At 70.3% G+C, this 19,357-nt stretch carries 19 protein-coding genes; 14 read left to right on the top strand and 5 right to left on the bottom strand.

Features of this window, described 5'->3' with window-relative positions; all coding sequences use genetic code 11:
- Positions 1-15 precede the first annotated feature (15 nt).
- The 9 genes from ABZ956_RS00410 (at position 16) to ABZ956_RS00450 (ending at position 10,690) form a co-directional block, all read left to right on the top strand.
- Positions 16-969, top strand: coding sequence for an N-acetylneuraminate synthase family protein (locus ABZ956_RS00410; protein ID WP_361884855.1), 954 nt, complete (start codon positions 16-18; stop codon positions 967-969).
- 14 nt (positions 970-983) lie between these two features.
- Complete coding sequence (locus ABZ956_RS00415; RefSeq protein ID WP_361884857.1) at positions 984-2,183, top strand: hypothetical protein; 1,200 nt, start codon at positions 984-986, stop codon at positions 2,181-2,183.
- A 106-nt stretch (positions 2,184-2,289) separates the two neighbouring features.
- Complete coding sequence (locus tag ABZ956_RS00420; RefSeq protein ID WP_361886575.1) at positions 2,290-3,522, top strand: amidohydrolase; 1,233 nt, start codon at positions 2,290-2,292, stop codon at positions 3,520-3,522.
- A gap of 130 nt (positions 3,523-3,652) precedes the next feature.
- Positions 3,653-4,684, top strand: coding sequence for a BMP family ABC transporter substrate-binding protein (locus ABZ956_RS00425; protein ID WP_361884859.1), 1,032 nt, complete (start codon positions 3,653-3,655; stop codon positions 4,682-4,684).
- A 246-nt stretch (positions 4,685-4,930) separates the two neighbouring features.
- Positions 4,931-6,529, top strand: coding sequence for an ABC transporter ATP-binding protein (locus ABZ956_RS00430; RefSeq protein WP_361884861.1), 1,599 nt, complete (start codon positions 4,931-4,933; stop codon positions 6,527-6,529).
- Positions 6,526-7,632, top strand: coding sequence for an ABC transporter permease (locus ABZ956_RS00435; protein WP_361884863.1), 1,107 nt, complete (start codon positions 6,526-6,528; stop codon positions 7,630-7,632). Before ABZ956_RS00430 ends, ABZ956_RS00435 begins: the two co-directional genes overlap by 4 nt.
- A complete protein-coding gene (locus ABZ956_RS00440) occupies positions 7,629-8,921 on the top strand; it encodes an ABC transporter permease (RefSeq protein WP_361884865.1) in 1,293 nt (430 codons plus the stop codon). Before ABZ956_RS00435 ends, ABZ956_RS00440 begins: the two co-directional genes overlap by 4 nt.
- Positions 8,918-9,310 carry a cytidine deaminase gene (locus tag ABZ956_RS00445; protein WP_361884867.1) on the top strand — a complete coding sequence of 131 codons (393 nt, stop codon included), beginning with the start codon at positions 8,918-8,920 and terminating at the stop codon, positions 9,308-9,310. The genes ABZ956_RS00440 and ABZ956_RS00445 overlap by 4 nt, the downstream gene beginning before the upstream one ends.
- Positions 9,311-9,406: 96 nt before the next feature.
- Positions 9,407-10,690, top strand: coding sequence for a thymidine phosphorylase (locus ABZ956_RS00450; RefSeq protein ID WP_361884869.1), 1,284 nt, complete (start codon positions 9,407-9,409; stop codon positions 10,688-10,690).
- Positions 10,691-10,812: 122 nt separating this feature from the next.
- Here the strand turns inward: ABZ956_RS00450 and ABZ956_RS00455 are convergent, their stop codons facing one another.
- A complete protein-coding gene (locus tag ABZ956_RS00455) occupies positions 10,813-13,095 on the bottom strand; it encodes a DPP IV N-terminal domain-containing protein (RefSeq protein WP_361884871.1) in 2,283 nt (760 codons plus the stop codon).
- A 126-nt stretch (positions 13,096-13,221) separates the two neighbouring features.
- Here ABZ956_RS00455 and ABZ956_RS00460 point away from each other — a divergent pair, with 126 nt between their 5' ends.
- The 3 genes from ABZ956_RS00460 (at position 13,222) to ABZ956_RS00470 (ending at position 15,957) form a co-directional block, all read left to right on the top strand.
- Entirely contained in the window at positions 13,222-13,959 is a 738-nt protein-coding gene (locus tag ABZ956_RS00460) for a TetR/AcrR family transcriptional regulator (RefSeq protein ID WP_361884873.1), read from the top strand.
- A gap of 130 nt (positions 13,960-14,089) precedes the next feature.
- Positions 14,090-14,956: an AraC family transcriptional regulator gene (locus ABZ956_RS00465; RefSeq protein WP_361884875.1), complete on the top strand. Its 867-nt coding sequence runs from the start codon at positions 14,090-14,092 to the stop codon at positions 14,954-14,956.
- Between the two features lie 107 nt (positions 14,957-15,063).
- Positions 15,064-15,957, top strand: coding sequence for a MerR family transcriptional regulator (locus tag ABZ956_RS00470; protein ID WP_361886578.1), 894 nt, complete (start codon positions 15,064-15,066; stop codon positions 15,955-15,957).
- 13 nt (positions 15,958-15,970) lie between these two features.
- Here the strand turns inward: ABZ956_RS00470 and ABZ956_RS00475 are convergent, their stop codons facing one another.
- The 3 genes from ABZ956_RS00475 to ABZ956_RS00485 are packed head-to-tail and all read right to left on the bottom strand — an operon-like array spanning position 15,971 to position 17,723.
- A complete protein-coding gene (locus tag ABZ956_RS00475) occupies positions 15,971-16,891 on the bottom strand; it encodes a DUF2867 domain-containing protein (RefSeq protein WP_361884877.1) in 921 nt (306 codons plus the stop codon).
- Complete coding sequence (locus ABZ956_RS00480; RefSeq protein WP_361884879.1) at positions 16,888-17,151, bottom strand: DUF6255 family natural product biosynthesis protein; 264 nt, start codon at positions 17,149-17,151, stop codon at positions 16,888-16,890. Before ABZ956_RS00480 ends, ABZ956_RS00475 begins: the two co-directional genes overlap by 4 nt.
- The gene (locus tag ABZ956_RS00485) at positions 17,148-17,723 is read right to left on the bottom strand and encodes an ATP-binding protein (protein ID WP_361884881.1); all 576 of its coding nucleotides are present in this window, start codon (positions 17,721-17,723) and stop codon (positions 17,148-17,150) included. The genes ABZ956_RS00480 and ABZ956_RS00485 overlap by 4 nt, the downstream gene beginning before the upstream one ends.
- Positions 17,724-17,962: 239 nt before the next feature.
- Between ABZ956_RS00485 and ABZ956_RS00490 the strand changes: the two genes are divergently transcribed.
- The gene (locus ABZ956_RS00490) at positions 17,963-18,841 is read left to right on the top strand and encodes a helix-turn-helix transcriptional regulator (RefSeq protein WP_361884883.1); all 879 of its coding nucleotides are present in this window, start codon (positions 17,963-17,965) and stop codon (positions 18,839-18,841) included.
- An 8-nt stretch (positions 18,842-18,849) separates the two neighbouring features.
- The gene (locus ABZ956_RS00495) at positions 18,850-19,053 is read left to right on the top strand and encodes a DUF397 domain-containing protein (protein ID WP_361884885.1); all 204 of its coding nucleotides are present in this window, start codon (positions 18,850-18,852) and stop codon (positions 19,051-19,053) included.
- On the opposite strand, the gene ABZ956_RS00500 is transcribed toward ABZ956_RS00495, so the two are convergent.
- Positions 19,040-19,300 carry a hypothetical protein gene (locus ABZ956_RS00500; protein WP_361884887.1) on the bottom strand — a complete coding sequence of 87 codons (261 nt, stop codon included), beginning with the start codon at positions 19,298-19,300 and terminating at the stop codon, positions 19,040-19,042. The two genes, ABZ956_RS00495 and ABZ956_RS00500, sit on opposite strands and share 14 nt — an antisense overlap.
- Positions 19,301-19,357 lie beyond the last annotated feature (57 nt).

Below are 19,357 nucleotides of genomic sequence, written 5' to 3' on the forward strand. Positions count from 1 at the left end.
AAGGAACCGCCTCGCATGAGCCCCGTCAGCCACGCCCCGCACACCGGAATCGGCACCCGCACCCGCATCCTGGGCAACCGCCCCGTGGGCCCCGGCCACCCCGTCTACATCACCGGTGAGATCGGCATCAACCACAACGGCGACCTCGCCAACGCCTTCGCCCTCATCGACGCCGCCGCCGACGCCGGCTGCGACGCCGTGAAGTTCCAGAAGCGCACCCCCGAGGTCTGCACCCCGCGTGACCAGTGGGACCTCGAACGCGACACGCCGTGGGGCCGGATGCGGTACATCGACTACCGCCACCGGGTCGAATTCGGCGAGGACGACTACCGCGCCATCGACGAGCACTGCCGGGGCCGCGGCATCGACTGGTTCGCCTCCCCCTGGGACACCGGCTCCGTCGCCTTCCTGGAGCAGTTCGACGTCCCGGCCCACAAGGTCGCCTCCGCCTCCCTCACCGACGACGAACTGCTGCGCACCCTGCGCGCCACCGGCCGCACCATCGTGCTGTCGACCGGGATGTCCACCACGAAGCAGATCCGGCACGCCGTCGAGGTCCTCGGCAGCGAGAACATCGTGCTCTGCCACGCGACCTCCACCTACCCGGCCCGGGCCGCCGAGCTCAACCTCCGGGTGATCAACACCCTGATGGCCGAGTACCCCAACGTCCCCATCGGCTACTCCGGCCACGAGACCGGCCTGCAGACCACCCTCGCCGCCGTCGCCCTCGGCGCCGCCTTCGTCGAGCGGCACATCACCCTCGACCGCGCCATGTGGGGCTCCGACCAGGCCGCCTCCGTCGAACCCGGCGGACTGCAGCGGCTCGTGCGCGACATCCGCGTCGTCGAGGAGTCGCTGGGCGACGGCGTGAAGCGGGTGTACGACAGCGAGCTGGGCCCCATGCGCAAGCTGCGCCGCGTGCCCGGCGTCGTCGCCGAGGCGGGCGACCGCGAACCCGTCGCGGTCTGACGGGCGGCTCCCCGGTGACCTCACCCCAGGGGCCGGCCCCCGGCCCACCCGCCGGGCCGGCGGCCCCCACCCTGGCCTTCGTCGAGAGCCCGGTGCAGCTGCTGAACGTCCTCGAATGGGCGTACCGCACGGCCGCGCGCGACTGCGGCGCACCGGCCCCGGGCGCCGAACCGCCTGCGCTGTTCGCAGGAGTGCCGCGCCAGCCGGAACGCCGGGACATCACCCCGCTCGCGGGCGACCTCCTGGTCGTCGTCCTGGCCCCGCACGACCCGATGACCCGCGGCCAGCTGCGCCGGATGGCCGAGCTGGCCCGGGACCAGGGCCACCGGGTGCGCTGGGAGGAGGCCCGGGGCGGCCCGGGCGCGCCGCTGAGCACCGTCGGCTCCCTCGCCGGGCCGCTGCGCGGGGCCCGCCGCGTCGTCGTCGGCGACCCCTTCTCGCGGTACGTGCAGCTGCTGCTGACCCTCACCCGCGCCCGCGAGCTGGTCGTGGTGGACGACGGCACCGCGACCCTGGAGTTCGTCGCCCAACTCACCCGGGGCGAACGTCTCGTACGATGGCACCGCCGCTCCGCACTGGGGGCGCGCGGGCTTCTCTTCGCGCCGGTGGCTGCATCGGCGCGCCGGAAGCTCACGCCGAACAACCGCCGTTCGGTAGAGGTCTTCACCTCCATGCCCGTCGAACCGCCACCCGGAGTGACGGTCACGGCCAACGACTTCGCCTGGACCCGCGCCACCTACGGCCCACCCCGCCTCACCCGTGGCACCGACCTCGTGGGCACCTCCCTCGTCGAGACCGGCGTGGTCGACCCCGGGCGCTACCTCGACGCCGTCGCCGCCCTCGCCCGGACCCACGGCGCCACCCGCTACTTCGCCCACCGCCGGGAGAGCGCCGACAAGCTGCGCCGGATAGCCGCCGCCGTGGGCCTGGAGATCGTCCGGCCCGAGCTGCCCCTGGAGCTGGTCGCCCGGCGCGGCCCCATCGGCCGTACGGTCCTGAGCTTCCCCTCCACCGTGGTGCACACCCTGCCGCTGGCCCTGGCGGGCACGGGTGTGAGCGTCGCGGTGTGCGACATCGACCCCACCTGGCTCACCGAGCACGCCTCGCCCCGCGCCGAGGGCTTCCTGGCCGCGGTCACCGGCACCGCCCGCGATGTGCGCCGCTTGTCCCGGATACCCGTTCCGGCGGTGCGTGTCGCCGAAGGTACGCCGTAAATACGGGTCATACCCGTCGGCCGACCCATCCATGCGGCTGAACTTTTCTTGATTGAAGGACAGTTGCCCCATTCGGGGCTCTAACCTTCGCAGGGTGAATCATCTGATGCCCTGCGAAGCCGACCCCGAAACCGTCGAAGGTGAACTGCCCGGCGTGCTCCCCTCCGGACTGCGTGCCGAACTCATCGCGTTCCGGCGGGACTTGCATATGCACCCCGAGCTGGGGAACCGCGAGTTCCGCACCACCGCGGCGGTTCGGGCGAGGCTCGAGAAGGCCGGGCTCAGACCGCGCACGCTCACCAACGGCACCGGGCTCATCTGTGACATCGGCCGGGACGGCGCCTCGTACGCCGCCGCCGGCCGACCGGTGCTCGCCCTGCGCGCGGACCTCGACGCGCTGCCCATCCCGGACACCAAGACCGTCCCCTACCGCTCGACGATCCCCAAGATGGCCCACGCCTGCGGCCACGACGTGCACACCACCGTCGTCCTCGGCGCGGGCCTGGTCCTGGCGGACCTGGCCGCGCAGGGGCTGCTGCCCCACCCCGTCCGGCTGATCTTCCAGCCCGCCGAGGAGGTGCTGCCCGGCGGCGCGCTGGACGCCATCGAGTGCGGGGCGCTGGACGGGGTGGGCCGGATCCTCGCGCTGCACTGCGACCCCAAGGTCGAGGTCGGCAGGATCGGGCTGCGCGCGGGCGCGATCACTTCCGCCTGCGACCGGCTGGAGGTCGTGCTGGCCGGGCCCGGCGGTCACACCGCCCGCCCGCACCTGACCACGGACCTGGTGACGGCCGCCGCCCGGGTCGCCACCGACGTCCCCGCGCTGATCGCCCGGCGCGCCGACGCCCGCTCGGGGCTCTCGGTCACCTGGGGACGGCTGGAGACCGGCCACGCCTGCAACGTCATCCCGCAGCACGCCGAGCTCGGCGGCACCGTCCGCTGCCTCGACCTGCACACCTGGCGGGACGCGCCCGACCTGGTGCATGCCGCGGTGGACGAGATCGCCACCCTGCACCGCGCCAAGTCGGAGATCAACTACGTCCGCGGCGTGCCGCCCGTGGTCAACGATCCCGAGGTCACCGGCCTGCTGCGACGCGCCATGGCGGCGCGCCGGGGGCGGTACGCGGTGGAGGACACCGAGCAGAGCCTCGGTGGCGAGGATTTCTCCTGGTACCTCGAGCACGTGCCCGGCGCGATGGCCCGGCTGGGCGTCCGCCCGGTAGGCGATAACACCCGCCGTGACCTGCATTGCGGTGATTTCGACGTGGACGAGGAAGCGATCGAGGTCGGGGTGGAGCTGTTCACGGCCGCGGCTTTGCTGGACGGCAACCGAATGTAGGCAATTTGGTCAAGACTGGTTCGCGACGATCCGATAACGGCTTGTGGGCACCCCTTTTATCTGCATCTACGCGCGTTACGATTCCCGCGAACCAGCGCCAACGGAGGCGCTTCGAGTGAAGGGGCCCCTCGTGCGCCGGGTATCCACTATCGCTGTCGCGGGCATCACCACCGCGGCTCTCGCATTCACTCTCACCGCTTGTGGTGAGTCCTCGACCGAGTCCGGTGGGGGCAAGGACAAGGGTGCCGGTCTGGCGTTCGACGTCGGCGGCCGTGACGACCACTCCTTCAACGAGTCCGCCGCCCGTGGCGCGGACAAGGCGGAGAAGGAGCTGGGCGTCAAAACCAAGATGATGACCGCCAAGAACAACGAGACCGAGGCCGACCGCGAGCAGCGCCTGAACTCGCTGGCCGAGGCGGGCTACAACCCGGTCATCGGTGTCGGCTTCAGCTACTCCAAGTCGATCGAGAAGGTCGCCAAGGAGTTCCCGAAGACCACGTTCGCGGTCGTCGACTCCGTTGCTCCGGGCAACAACATCGACAGCATCACCTTCGGTGAGCACGAGGGCTCCTACCTCGCCGGCGTCGCCGCCGCGCTGAAGTCCAAGAGCAAGAAGGTCGGCTTCATCGGCGGTGTGAACAACGCCCTGATCCAGAAGTTCCAGGCCGGCTTCGAGCAGGGCGCCAAGGACACCGACTCCAAGGTCGAGGTGTTCTCGGAGTACCTGTACGCCAACAACGACAAGGGCTTCAACGACCCGGCGGCCGCCAAGGAGAAGGCCAAGGGCATGATGGACCGCGGCGCCGACGTGATCTACACCGCGGCCGGCCTCTCCGGCAACGGCTCGATCGAGGCCATCGCCGGCCAGAAGGGCGCCTGGGCGATCGGCGTCGACTCCGACCAGTACCAGCAGCCGGGCCTGGACAAGTACAAGGGCTCCATCCTCACCTCCGTCGTGAAGAACGTGGACGTGGCGGTCTTCGACCTCATCAAGAGCGTCAAGGACGGCAAGCCGCTCACGGGCGAGCACAAGTACCTGCTGAAGGAGGGCGGCGTGTCGCTGTCCACCTCCGGCGGTCAGATCGACGACATCAAGGACCAGATCGAGGCCGCGAAGAAGAAGATCGTGGACGGCACGGTCAAGGTCCGCACCTCCCCGTGATCGCAGGCCGGTACTGACCGGTCCGTAAGCGCCGGGCCCGGCAGCGAGGGTTGACTCCTCGCCGCCGGGCCCGTACATACGAGCCAACGCTACGCGCGTAGCACTCCGTTGACCCGTGTAGCGTCGCCCCCGCCCAGCCGGACCCCGCCGTTCCCCCGCACGGCCGAACCGGCTCCCCGCTCCCTTCCCCGAGGAGAGTGCGCCATCAAAGCGTCCACGAAAGAAACCAGCAGTACCGCCCCCGCGGTGGAACTCGCGGGTATCACCAAGCGGTTCCCCGGCGTCGTGGCCAACCACGACATCCACCTGACCGTGCGCCGCGGTACCGTCCACGCCCTCTGCGGCGAGAACGGTGCCGGCAAGTCGACCCTGATGAAGATCCTCTACGGCATGCAGAAGCCGGACGAGGGCACCATCACCCTGGACGGCGAGCAGGTCACCCTGCACACCCCCGCCGACGCCATCGCGCGTGGCATCGGCATGGTGCACCAGCACTTCATGCTGGCCGACAACCTCACGGTCCTCGAGAACGTCGTCCTCGGCGCCGAGAAGCTGTACGGCATCGGCAACAAGGCCCGCGCGAAGATCAAGGAGATCTCCGACGCGTACGGCCTGGGCGTGCGCCCCGACGTCCTCGTGGAGGACCTCGGCGTCGCCGACCGCCAGCGCGTGGAGATCCTCAAGGTCCTCTACCGCGGCGCCCGCACGCTGATCCTCGACGAGCCGACCGCCGTTCTGGTCCCGCAGGAGGTCGACGCGCTGTTCGACAACCTGCGCGAGCTCAAGGCCGAGGGCCTGACGGTCATCTTCATCTCGCACAAGCTGGGCGAGGTGCTGTCCGTCGCCGACGACATCACCGTCATCCGGCGCGGCACCACCGTGGGCACCGCCATCCCCAGCGAGACCACGCCCAAGCAGCTCGCCGAGCTGATGGTCGGCGAGGAGCTGCCCTCGCCGGAGACCCGTGAGTCCACGGTCACCGACGTGCCGATGCTCACCGTCGAGGGCCTGCACCTGTCGGCCACCGACCCCGACGGCGTCGTCCGCGCGGTGCTCGACGGCATCGCCTTCACCATCCACAAGGGCGAGGTCCTCGGCCTCGCGGGCGTGGAGGGCAACGGCCAGGCCGAGCTCGTCGAGGCCATCATGGGCATGCGGACCCCGGACGGCGGCACCGTCACGCTCGACGGCGCCGACATCACCCAGGCCCCGACGCGCAGCCGCCGTGAGGGTGGCATCGGGTACATCCCCGAGGACCGCCACCGCCACGGCCTGCTGCTCGAGGCGCCGCTGTGGGAGAACCGCATCCTCGGCCACGTCACCGAGAAGCCCAACAGCAAGGGCGGTCTCATCGACATCAAGGCCGCCCGCGCCGACACCGAGCGGATCGTGCGCGAGTACGACGTGCGCACGCCCGGCATCGACGTCACCGCGGCCTCGCTGTCCGGCGGCAACCAGCAGAAGCTGATCGTCGGCCGCGAGATGAGCCACCTGCCCAAGCTGCTGATCGCCGCGCACCCCACCCGGGGCGTGGACGTCGGCGCGCAGGCGCAGATCTGGGACCAGATCCGCGAGGCGCGCCGCGAGGGCCTGGCGGTCCTGCTGATCTCCGCCGACCTGGACGAGCTGATCGGGCTCTCCGACACCCTGCGGGTGATGTTCCGCGGCCGTCTGGTCGCCGACGCCGACCCCGCGACGATCACCCCGGAGGAGTTGGGCTCGGCCATGACCGGCGCAGCATCCGGCCACCTCGAGCACACCGAGGGCGCCGAGGCGCCCGGGGCCGGGGAAGCCACCGAGAACGACCGCGACAGCGAGACCCCGGAAGGCGGTGACTCGAAGTGAAGAAGTTCGACAAGAACAAGCTGATCCTGGGCTTCGCCGCCCCGGCACTGGCGATCGTCGCCGCCCTGGTGATCACCTCGGTCATCATCGCGGCCACCGGCAAGGACCCGTTCCATGCCTATGAGGTCATGGTCGACTTCGGCTCCAAGGCCGACAGCCAGGTCTGGATCATCAACAAGGCGACGCCGTACTACCTGTCGGCGCTGGCGGTGGCCATCGGCTTCCGGATGAACCTGTTCAACATCGGCGTGGACGGCCAGTACCGCATCGCGGCCTTCTTCGCCGCGGTCGTCGGTGGCGCGCTGACGCTGCCCGGTTTCATCCAGATCCCCGTCGTCATCCTCGTCGCGATGATCGTCGGTGCGATGTGGGCGGCCATCGCCGGTCTGCTGAAGACCACGCGTGGCGTCAGCGAGGTGATCAGCACGATCATGCTGAACGCCATCGGCGCCTCGGTCATCGGCTACTTCCTGCAGGACGGGCGGCTGGCGGAGAAGGAGGGCAACCTCATCCACACGCCCTACCTGCCCGACTCCGCGCACTTCTTCGAGATCCCGACCACGCCCAAGCCGATCTACGGCTTCGTCGTCGTCGCGGTGCTGGCCGGCCTGGCCTACTGGTTCGTGCTGAACCGTTCCCGCTTCGGCTTCGACCTGCGCACCGTCGGCCAGTCCGAGTCGGCCGCGCAGGCCAGCGGCGTCAACGTCAAGCGCATGGTGATCACCTCGATGGTGCTCTCCGGCGCCATGGCGGGCCTCGTCGGCATGCCGACCCTGCTCGGCGTCTCGTACAACTACGGCACCGACTTCCCCACCGGCATCGGTTTCACCGGTATCGCCATCGCGCTGCTCGGCCGCAACAACCCCATCGGCATGGCCCTGGCGGCCCTGCTCTGGGGCTTCCTGGAGCGCACCGGCACCCAGCTCGAGTTCGAGGGCTATGCCCAGGAGATCGTCGGCGTGATCCAGGGCGTCATCGTCCTGTGCGTCGTCATCGCCTACGAGATCGTGCGCCGGTACGGACTCAAGGTCCAGCAGCGCAAGGTCGGCGAGGAGCTCGCCGCCCAGGCCCGTAAGAGCGACAAGGCGGAGGTTTCCGCGTGAGTACCACCTTCACCTCCGCGCTCGCCGACCGGCTGAGCGGCAAGAACAAGGGCGGCAAGGAGCGGCGCAAGCTCTCCTACCCGATCATCCTGCTGGGCATCGCCGGCGCGCTGATCCTGCTGTCCGCGCTGCGTGTGATCACCGGCGCCGAGGACCTGACCTCCTCCGGTCAGTTCAGCGGCGCGCTGGGCGCGGCCGTGCCCATCGGCCTCGCGGGCCTGGGCGGCCTGTGGGCCGAGCGGGCGGGCGTCGTCAACATCGGCCTCGAAGGCATGATGATGCTCGGCACCTTCAGCGCCGGCTGGGTCGGCTGGCAGCACGGCCCGTGGGCCGCGGCGGCCGCCGGCATCATCGGCGGTGCGCTCGGCGGTCTCATCCACGCCGTCGCCACCGTCACCTTCAACGTGGACCACATCATCTCCGGTGTGGCCATCAACATCCTGGCGCTGGGCGTCACCCAGTACCTGGCCAAGCTGTGGTTCGGTGCCGAGGGCAGCGCGGCGCAGCAGGCGGGCGGCAACGACAAGCAGTCGCCCGTCATGGAGAACATGCCGCACTTCTCGATCCCGGGCCTGTCCGACTGGCTGGGCTCGATCGAGAAGCACCACTGGTTCCTCGTCTCCGACGCGGCCGGCATCCTCGACGGCCTGGTCACCGACGTGTCCTGGCTGACGATCGTCGCGGCGCTGCTGTTCGTCGGCACGTTCTTCGTGCTGTGGCGCTCCTCCTTCGGCCTTCGTCTGCGCTCCTGCGGCGAGAGCCCGGTGGCCGCCGAGTCCCTCGGCGTCAACGTCTACACCTACAAGTACGCGGCCGTGGTCGTCTCCGGTGCCCTCGCGGGCCTGGGCGGCGCGTTCCTGGCCATCGGCACGCACATGTACTCCGACGGCCAGACCGGTGGCCGCGGCTACATCGGCCTCGCCACGATGATCTTCGGTAACTGGCGGCCGGGCGGCGTGGCCATGGGAGCCGGCCTGTTCGGCTTCATGGACAGCCTCCAGCTGCGCTCGGGCGGCCCGACCGTCCACGCGCTGCTGCTGCTCGTCGCGGTGCTGCTGATCGGCCTGGCCCTGTGGCGCCTGAAGGCCGGCAAGAAGAAGCCCGCGATCATCAGCGGTGTCGTGGCCGTGGCGCTCATCGCCTGGTACGCGCTCACCAAGACCGTGCCGCTGGAGTTCGTCGACGCCACCCCGTACGTCGCGACGCTGCTGGTCCTCTCGCTCTCCGCGCAACGATTGCGGATGCCCAAGGCCAACGGCAAGCCGTACCGGAAGGGTCAAGGAAAGTGACCGACTCCCTCTGGGAGGGCCTGCGTGCGCGGGCCCGGGACGCCATGTCCCGGGCCTACGCCCCGTACTCCGGATTCCCCGTCGGCTCGGCGGCCCGGGTGGACGACGGCCGCGTCGTCACCGGCTGCAATGTGGAGAACGCCGCCTACGGCGTCGCCCTCTGCGCCGAGTGCGGCATGGTCTCCGAGCTGATCGCCACGGGCGGCGGCCGCCTGACGCACTTCACCTGCTGCGACCGCCACGGCAACATCCTGATGCCGTGCGGCCGCTGCCGTCAGCTGCTGTGGGAGCACGGCGGCCCGGAGCTGGCGGTGGACACCACCACGGGCATCCGCCCGCTGGCGGAGCTGCTGCCGGACGCGTTTGGGCCCGCCGACCTGAATCGTTGAAGATGTCCCTAAGCGCCGGACGGGCTGATGTTTCGGCCCGTCCGGGTCACTTTCCGGCCCCGGGAAGACCTGAGGACGCACGAACTTAAGGAAAATGTGCTGATGGACGCCATTTCCGTTATCCGCACCAAGCGTGACCGCGGCCGTCTGACCGACGAGCAGATCGACTGGATCATCGACGCCTACACCCGTGGTGAGGTCGCCGACGAGCAGATGTCCTCGCTCGCGATGGCGATCCTCCTCAACGGCATGGACCGCGCGGAGATCGCCCGCTGGACCGCCGCGATGATCAAGTCCGGTGAGCGCATGGACTTCTCGTCCCTGCCCGTGCCGACCTCGGACAAGCACTCCACCGGCGGCGTCGGCGACAAGATCACCCTGCCGCTGGCCCCGCTCGTCGCCGCCTGCGGCGCGGCCGTGCCGCAGCTGTCGGGCCGCGGCCTCGGCCACACGGGCGGCACGCTCGACAAGCTGGAGTCCATCCCGGGCTGGCGCGCCCTGCTCTCGAACGACGAGATGATGGACGTCCTGCGCAACGTCGGCTCCGTCATCTGCGCGGCCGGCGACGGCCTGGCCCCGGCCGACAAGAAGCTCTACGCGCTGCGCGACGTCACCGGCACGGTCGAGGCGATCCCGCTGATCGCCTCCTCGATCATGTCGAAGAAGATCGCGGAGGGCACCGGCTCGCTGGTCCTGGACGTGAAGGTCGGCTCCGGCGCGTTCATGAAGAACATCGCCGACGCCCGCGAGCTCGCCTCCACCATGGTCGGCCTCGGCACCGACCACGGCGTCAAGACCGTGGCCCTGCTCACCGACATGTCCACCCCACTGGGCCTCACCGCGGGCAACGCCCTCGAGGTCCGCGAGTCGGTGGAGGTCCTGGCGGGCGGCGGCCCGGCGGACGTCGTCGAGCTGACCCTGGCCCTGGCCCGCGAGATGCTGGACGCGGCCGGCCTGAAGGACGCCGACCCGGCGAAGGCCCTCGCCGACGGCTCCGCCATGGACCACTGGCGCCGCATGATCATCGCCCAGGGCGGCGACCCGGACGCGACCCTGCCGGTCGCCCGCGAGCAGCACGTCGTCACCGCCTCCGCCTCCGGTGTCCTCACCGCGCTCGACGCCTACGCCGTGGGCGTCTCCGCCTGGCGCCTGGGCGCCGGCCGGGCGCGCAAGGAGGACCCGGTGCAGGCCGGTGCGGGCATCGAGCTGCACGCCAAGCCGGGCGACACGGTCACCGCGGGCCAGCCGCTGATGACCCTCCACACGGACACCCCGGAGAAGTTCGACTACGCCTTGGCCGCGCTGGACGGCGGCGTCGAGATCTCCCCGGCGGGCACGGACTTCACCCCGAACCCGATCGTGCTGGACCGCATCGCGTAAGCACACCGCGTACGCGACGGAAAGCCCCCGCCCCCCGCGCGGGGGCTTTCCCCTTTCCCGGACTTCCCCGGGCTGCTTCGGGTTTCCCCGGGTTTCCCCGGGCCCCGTCACTCCCGGGCCGGTCAGCCGAAGACGTCGGCCACCAGCTGCAGGTCGAACGGGGCCGGGGCGAGCCGGTAGCCCTCCGGCGGCTCGACGCCCATCAGGTGGCGGACCAGGAAGTCCCACCGCCGCCGGGTCACGTAGTGCTCGTAGCCGAGGAAGAGGTGCTCCGCGCCCGGGACGATCAGCAGCTCGAAGTCCTTGTCGGCGGCTATGAGGCGGTCGACCAGCCGCATCGTCAGATGGGGGTGGACATTGTCGTCCATGCCGCCGTGGACCAGCAGCAGCTTGCCCTCCAACTGGTCGGCGATCTCCACGTTGGACGACCGGGCGTACGCCTCCTCGTCCTGGCCGTCATAGACCTCGGCCCACGCCGTGAGGTAGTTCCGGTTCTCGTGGTTGCCGGCCTCGGAGACGCCGACCTTGTAGACCTCGGGGAAGGCGCACATGGCCCGCACGGTCGCGAAGCCGCCGCCCGAGATGCCGAAGATCCCCACCCGGTCGAGGTCCATCCAGGGCCGGTCGGCGGCCAGTTGCCGCAGCGCGGCGACGTGGTCCTCCATGCCGCCGGCAGCGGCCAGGTTCCCGAACGAGGCGTCGTGGAACGCCTTGTCGCGGCCCGGCGTGCCCCGCCCGTCCAGCGCGACCACGACGAACCCGAGCGCGGCCACCGCCTCGGCGTCAAAGCCGAACGGCCCCGGCTCGAAGGACGCGGACACCCGCCGCATGTGCGGGCCGGGGTAGGGGTGGTCGATGACGGGGTAGCTCTTGTCGGGGTCGAAGCCGTGCGGCCGGTAGATCACCCCGTGGATGTCGGTGACACCGTCGGCCGCCTTGACCCGGAAGTGCTCCGGGGGCGTCCAGCCCGTGGCGATCAGCCCGCTGATGTCGGCACGCTCCAGCTCGACGAGCACCCGCCCGTCCCAGCCGCGCACGGTGATCGTGGGCGGCGTGTCCGGCGTGGACGCCGAGTCGACGAAGTACCGCCCGCTCCGCGGCACGGTGACGACGTGGTCCAGCTCGTCGTCGGTGATCCGCGCGAATCCCGACCCGTCCAGCCCGGCGCGGCACACGGACCTGCGGTACGGGTCGGCCGCCACCAGCCCGGAGGCGATGAAGTACACCACCCTCCGTTCCTCGTCGACGTGCAGGATCTCCTGCACCGCCCACTGACCCGAGGTCACCTGCCCACGCACCTCGCCGGTGTGGGCGTCGTACAGATACAGGTGGCCCCAGCCGTCGCGCTGGGAGTACCACAGCACCTCGTCCCCGCCGGAGAGCACGCGCACCGTGGGGGCGTGTGCCATGAGCTGGTGGGGCTCCACCCGCGTCTTACCGCTCTCGGTCAGCACCGTGCTGACCTCGCCGGTGGCGGCGTCGAACCGGTGCAGGCTCAGGGTGTGCACGTCCCGGGACTGGCTCAGGTAGTACACCGCCGAGCCGTCCTCGGCCCACCAGGCCCACTTGGTCGTGATCGGCGACATGAGCGTGATCGGCTCGGGCTCGGTGCGCGCCGGGACGGCCTCGCCCGTCGTCACGTCGAGGATGACGAAGCTGCCGAGCGGAAGCCGCTCGTCGCCGGGGAACGCGTACCGCTGCGTCAGCAGCCGTGGCGCGCCGCCGTCCGCCGGCATGGCCTCCACCAGGTGTGTGGTGCGCACCTCGCGCATGTCGGTGCGGTGGGTGAGCACGCGGGTCGAGTCGGGCGACCAGGCCAGGGCGGGCGGCAGATGGGGTACCCCGACCTTGTTCAGCAGGACGGTGGGGGAGAAGGGGCTGGTCCCGTAGGCGTTGTCGGCTTCGCCGTCGGTGGTCAGGGCCCGCTCGCTCCCGTCCTCGTAGGAGCGCACCCACAGGTCGTGGTCGCGCAGGAACACGGCCTGCTTGCCGTCGGGGGAGGTGACGTCCAGGAACCCGCCGGCCATTCGCGGCTCGGCCTTCTCGCACACATAGGTGTCGAGCGGGCACCGCCAGTGGGCGTCGAAGGCGTCGAACTCGACGGCGTCGTCGCACGGTTCGATGGCGGCGAAGGGCAGGGCGGCGGCGTCCACGTCCTGCCCGGAGGCGGCGGCCAGCGCGGCGGCCAGCCGCGCGTGGTCGAACGCCGGCTCACGGGTTCCGGCCGCCGGGTCGACGAGGATGAACCGCCGGCCGGCCGCGGTGTCGACGGTGTACCAGAAGCGGCCGTCGTCGCCGATCCACTGCGGCCTGACGCGGCCCCCGCGCACGAGCTGCGCGCGGTTGTGCCGCAGCAGTTTCTCGGCGGTCCGGTAGGCGGAGACGTCGAGGTGTTCGGTGTTCATTGAGATCCCCCGGGACGGTGGTGCGCACGCTGTACGCTTTCTTGCGAACACTGTACGCAGAGCGGAACGGTGTGCGCAACCCCCGTCCGGGGTGGGCTAATCTGGCCACGACGGAGAGGAGCCGCCATGACGGCCGATGACCAGCCGATTCCCTCGGTCTGGACCCGCCCGCCGCGTGGGCGGCGCGAGCAGCCCGCGCTGAGCCGGGACCAGATCGTGGCCGAGGCCATCCAGTTGCTCGACGCCGAGGGACTCGAGGCGCTGAGCATGCGCAAGCTCGGCACCCGCCTGGGCGCGGGCGCCACGTCCCTCTACCGGCACGTGGCGAACAAGGACGAGCTCATCGAGCTGGTCCTGGACGAGGTCTACGGCGAACTGCACCTGCCGGCCGACGCCGGCGAAGCCGACTGGCGCGAGGTCACCGCCGAAAGCGCCCACGCCATGCGGGCGATGATCCTGCGTCACCCGTGGCTCGCCTCCGTGCTCAGCCAGGTCGGCACGGCCTACCTCGGCCCGAATCTCATGCGACTCTCGGAGGACATGCTCACCCTGCTGGAGTCGGCGGGCTTCACCCTCAAAGAGGGCGAAAACGCCATGACCACCGTCTTCTCCTACGTCATCGGCATCACCAGCGCCGAGGCCGCGATGCTGACGACGCTCACCCGCAACGGCCGCACCGAAAACGAATGGGCCCAGCAGATGATTCCCGCAGCCCAGCAGGCCGTCGCGTCCTACCCGCGCCTCAGCGCGCTGTACGCGGAGTACGCCGGCAAGGACCCCAAGCAGACCCGCGACGAGGACTTCACCCGCGGCCTCGACCGCATCCTCGACGGCCTGGCCGCCTCCCGGCACGACAAGGGCTGAGACCAGGGCGGAGACAAGGGCTGAGACAAGGGCTGAGCACCTCCTCGTACCCGACCCTGCCGGGCACAGGATGTCGGGTCGGGCAGGGTGATCCCTTCCTAACGTGGTGCCCGAAAGGAAGGAGTCCACAGTGCTGGAGCGGCTGAACCGGGCCATGGACCACATCGACGCGCACCTCGACGGGCGCATCGACGTGGCCGAGCTGGCACGCATCGCGGTGACGTCCGAGTACCACTTCCGGCGGCTGTTCTCCGCGCTGGCCGGGATACCGCTGTCGGATTACGTCCGGCGCCGGCGTCTCACCGTCGCGGGCGCCGAAGTACTCGCCGGCGAGCGGACGCTGCTGGAGATCGCGGTGCGCTACGGCTACACCTCGGGGGAGGCGTTCGCACGGGCGTTCCGCGCGATGCACGGCGTCGGCCCCGGCGAGGTCAGACGCACCGGTGCGGCCCTGCAGTCCCAGCCACGGATGTCCTTCCGCCTCATCGTGGAAGGAAGCAGCAGCATGAAGTACCGGATCGTGGAGAAGGACGAGTTCCGTGTGGTCGGCAGGAAGGCCCGGGTCCCCCTCGTGTACGAGGGACTGAACCCCGCCATCGCCGACTTCATCCGGAGCATCGACCCGGAGACCCTGGAGCGCATACAGAACCTGTCCGACCAGAAGCCGCGGGGGATCATCTCCGCGACCGACAACCTCGACCCCTGCCGCACGGAGGGCAGCGAACTCGACTACTACCACGGCGTGGTGACCCACGCCGCCGCGCCCGAGGACATGGACGTCCTCGATGTCCCGGCCGGGACATGGGCCGTCTTCGAGAACTCCGGGCCGTTCCCGCAGACACTCCAGTACCTGTGGCGGGACGTGTACACCCAGTGGTTCCCGTCCAACCCGTACCGGAGCCGGCCCGGGCCCGAGATCCTGCGGACCCAGGTGTCGCAGGACGGAGCACAGGCGGACGCGGAGCTGTGGATTCCGGTGGAGCGGACCACGTCCTGACCCTCAGGGACCGATGATGTCCGTCGGGCGGGCACGGGGCCGCCCGACGGGCTTCGCCTAGGCTTGACGCACCTAGGGGGGAGGTCCACACCTTGTTGTCCGACAGCATGTGGAGCATCGGCGAGCTCGCCGAGCATGCGGGCGTCACCGTCAAGACCGTCCGTTTCTACTCCGACCGCGGCCTGCTGCCGGAAGCCGTCCGCAGCGCCGGCGGCCACCGCCGGTACGGGCCCGAAGCGCTCGACCGGCTCCGCCTGATCCGTGCGCTGCGCACCCTCGACCTGCCGGTGCCGGACGTGGGCCGGGTCCTCGAGCGTCAGGACGCGCTGGAGGACGTCGTCGCGGGGCAACTGCGGGAGCTCGGCTCGCAACTGGCCGCCCTGCGCTGGCGGGAAGCCGCCCTCCAACTGCTCCACGACTGCGCCCCCGGTGAGCGTGCCGAGCGGCTGCTCCTGATCGGCGGCATGACCACTCCGCCCAGTACGGCACCGCTGGCGCGCTTCTGGCGGCGCTGGCTGCCCGCACGGCTGCCGGCCCGGGTGGCCGCCTCGGTCATCGAACTGGCCGTCCCGCAGCCCCCGTCGGACCCGACACCCGCCCAAGTGCTGGCCTTCGCCCGGCTGCACGCCTTCACCTCCGCCCCCTGCCCCGGTACCGACCAGCCACAGCCCGCCGTCCACCGGCCCGACCAGGGCTACCGCCCTGCCCTGATCTACGAGGGCCTCACCGAGGCGTACGCGCTCGCCGCCGCCCCCATACGGGAGCGACGAGCACCCCACGAGGGCGAGGCGCTCGACTGTTTCGTCTCCGTCTACGCCCACGCGCGCGGCACCCGGGACACCCCGGCCTTCCGCCGTCACCTCAGCGGCCAGCTCGCCGCCGACCCCCGCATCGACCACTACTGGCAACTCACCGCCGAGGTCACCGGCTCGCCGGAGCCGACCCCCGGAGCCGCCCACGACTGGCTCTGCACCGCCCTGGAGGCCCAGACCGCCCCCTGATGCCGGAGGCGTCTCACCCCGTGGCCGCCGCCCGGGCACGTACCTCCCGTTCTGCCGCACTCGGCGCGGCGAGCGCCAGGCGACGGTGCGTGCGCCGGAGCATCATGCGCGCCATGAAGGGATGGACGCGGGACACCACCGCCCAGTAGAGCCGTCCGCGCGCCTTCGGATGCACGCGTACGACCGAACTGAGCGTGACCCGCCGCGCCTCCGCGTCCACCAGGAGCGACGCCCGGAAATCCAGGTGCCCGGCATCCTGACCGAGCACGATCTCGCGCTCCGCCCGGTCCGTTATGGGGATGCCCCGCAGCACGCCCTCCCAGGCCACCGGATCGAGCGGCATGCCGGGCGGCAGTTCCATCGCGTACGCGTCCCGGTAGTCAGCCTCGTCGAACCAGTCGACGGCCGTACGGACCAGCCGGGCGCCCGCCGGGAAGCCCACCGCCACGGGCCTGTCCCAGCCGAGCCGGTTGAGCAGCCGGACGCGGGGCGACCAGCGGACCGGGTCGGCCACCGGGCCCGTCGTCAGACGCTCGATGTTGTCGAAGAGCTCCTCGACCATCACGTCGTGCACGGGCCGAATCACGGCGTCCCACCGAAGCCGCTTCACGCCGCGCAGCTCCGCCTCCAGGACGTGGCGCACCCTGCACCGTTCGTCGGTGAGCGGCTCGACCGTCAGCTCGTGAAAGCCGTTGTCCGGCGCGGTGAAGTCGAAGCGGACGCGACGGCCGGGCTCGTACGCCGTCACGCTGTAGCGCACCGGGCCGTGACCGCCGGTCGCCCCCACGCCGAGCGGCCGGTCGAAGCGCATCGGAGACCAGGCCGGCACCGGAAAGACGGGGTCGTCGTCGGACGACAGGCGATCGAGCAGAGCCCCGACGGCGGCGGCCGACGCCCGGACGGTGCGCTCATGGACATTGCGTATCACGCTCATGACGTCCTCCAAGGAGGTCCATACGCTGACGTATGGTCAACCATACGCCACCGTACGTTCGCCGCTGCCGACCGGTCGGCGACTTCCTGGTCCCGCGCGGCCGGGACGACGGCGTGGGGCAGGCCCGCCGGCCGCACGGCGCCGTACTCCGTGAAGCGCCGGGTCCCACAACGGTCGCAGTACGACTCGCCTGCCGCGTGGGTCCAACCCGCGTTGTGCGCACAGTGGTTCACCAGGCGCCCCGCCGCGTAGGCGGTCACCGCGCGCGCCCGCGCCCGAGCAGGTGCGTGTCGCGGAAGTGACTGCGTACGGCCACGGTCGCGTCCACCACGGTTTCCTTGTCGCCCCCGGCCACGGCCGCGCGCCGGGCCGCCTCGAGTTCCGTGCACTGCGTGCAGGCGGCCGGTTTCGCGGGCGGTGCGCCGCCCAGCAGGAACCACATCGCCTTACCCGGCCCGGGGCCGTGCGTGCACACCCCCCACGCGTCCGCGCCGCGTTCGATCAACAGGAGGCCACGACCGCTCTCGTCCTCGGGCGGCGCCGCGTGCCGCCGCACGGGCAGCCCGGACGCCCCGTCGTGCACCAGCACGCGCAGCCGGCCCGGTCCGGTCCACTCCGCGGAGAGGGTGACCGGCGTCGTACAGCCTTTGGCCAGGCAGGCGTTGACCGCGTTCGTGACGGCCTCGGAGGTGAGCGCGACGGCGGTCTCGGTGAGGTCGGTTCTCCGTGCCGCCGCCAGCATGGTCCGCACCGTTTCGCGTGCCGCGCGGACCCATGCGGGGTGGGGTGGGAAGACGAGGGAGCAGTCGGGGGAGGGGTGGGGTGTACGCATGACGCGTCTCCAGGGTGGGGGTGGCTGGGGGCGGTGGCGTTGCCCACGCCAACGACCGTTGACCTGGGTGCACTTCCGCCTCGGCGCGTGCCGGTGAGTCGCGTCGACCGTAGTGAAAGGTTTCACACCCGAGCAATGAATCACTGGATAGTTGCCACGTGTGGGTGACGTGGACCTCGTTGAATGGACCCTTCCGGCAGGGCGTCGACAGACTGCCGCCAGCGAGGAGGAGGTCAGGGATGCCACCCAGAAAGCAGCCCAGCGAGCGGCAGCGCCGGCTCGGGGCGGAGCTGCGCAAGCTGCGTACGAGCGCGGGAATTTCGGGCGATCAGGCCGCAGTTCTGCTTGATGCCGACCGCGCGCGCATCAGCAACATCGAAACGGGGCGACTCGACGTGTCCAGGAACCGGCTTTACATGCTGCTGCGTGAATACGGCTGTCCGCCAGGGGCGTTGTTCGAAGGGCTCATGGAAATGGCCCAGGATTCAGGCAAGGGATGGTGGGACGAGTTCAGGGGTTCCGTGGCCCGCAGGGGCCTCGATCTTGCTGAACTGGAGTCACGGTCCAACAGCATCCGTGTTCACGACACGCTGAACATCCCGGGCATGCTCCAGACCGAAGAGTATGCACGCGCCATGATCGCTGCCATCGAGGGCAAGCATGAAAGCCTCGACCAGCGGGTGCAGTTCAGGACCGAGCGGCAGCGAATCCTGGGTGGGCTCCAGAAGTATCACGTTGTCATCCACGAGTCGGCCCTCCGGACGCGCGTCGGCAGTACCGAGACCATGCGGAGACAGCTGCTGAGGCTCATCGAGGTAGCCCGCTTGCCTCATGTGAGAGTGCAGATCTTCCCCTTTGAGCTGGGACCCTACTCGCCGCACGCCCGGTCCTTCATCCTCTTCGGAGGCTCCGCTCCGGAGCTGGACACGCTCTACCGGGAGTATCCGACGAGCGCGGACTTCATCGGGGATGGCCCCCGCATCACCGAGTACGCCAGAATGTTCGAGCGACTGGCTTCCCTGGCCCTCGCCCCCATCGACCCGGCGGCTGCTCCTGAGGCCCAGAAAGCCCGGAACTCACTGAGCCTGCTCCAGCATGTCTTGTATGAACTTGGATAGGTAGCCATATGTCTCGGCTCGAATGGCGCAAGTCATCGTTCAGCACAGGTGGAGACGGCGAATGCGTCGAAGTGTCCGCCAGCTCCGGCGGGCTCTTACGCCTCCGCGAGAGTGACCACCCCGCCGACGTCTTAACGACCACCCCACCCACCCTCGCCACCCTCCTCACCGGCATCAAAGCCGGACGGTTCGGCCAGGTCACACGTAGGTGAACTCCATGTCGTTGCTTCTCTCGCCGTCGCCGACGGCGACGACGTGCACCGTCCCCTCACCCGCGGGAACCGTGACGTCGAGTTCCGTGTGGCCGTCCGGGTAGCTCTCCTCAAACCAGTCGTTCTCGTTGAGTTCGGTGTCTCCCCAGAGCACCGTGGTGACGGTGTGCAGTTCGCCACTGATGGTGATCCACTGCTGGCCTTCCCGGCCTCGGGGAGGCTCGATGCTGTCGATGTGCAGGCTCATCACTGCGCCCTTTCGACGAAGAAACCTCATGGACCAGACCTCGTACCCACTGTTCGC

This window comes from Streptomyces sp. NPDC046261, assembly GCF_040646235.1.
In the GTDB taxonomy this organism is placed as follows: domain Bacteria; phylum Actinomycetota; class Actinomycetes; order Streptomycetales; family Streptomycetaceae; genus Streptomyces.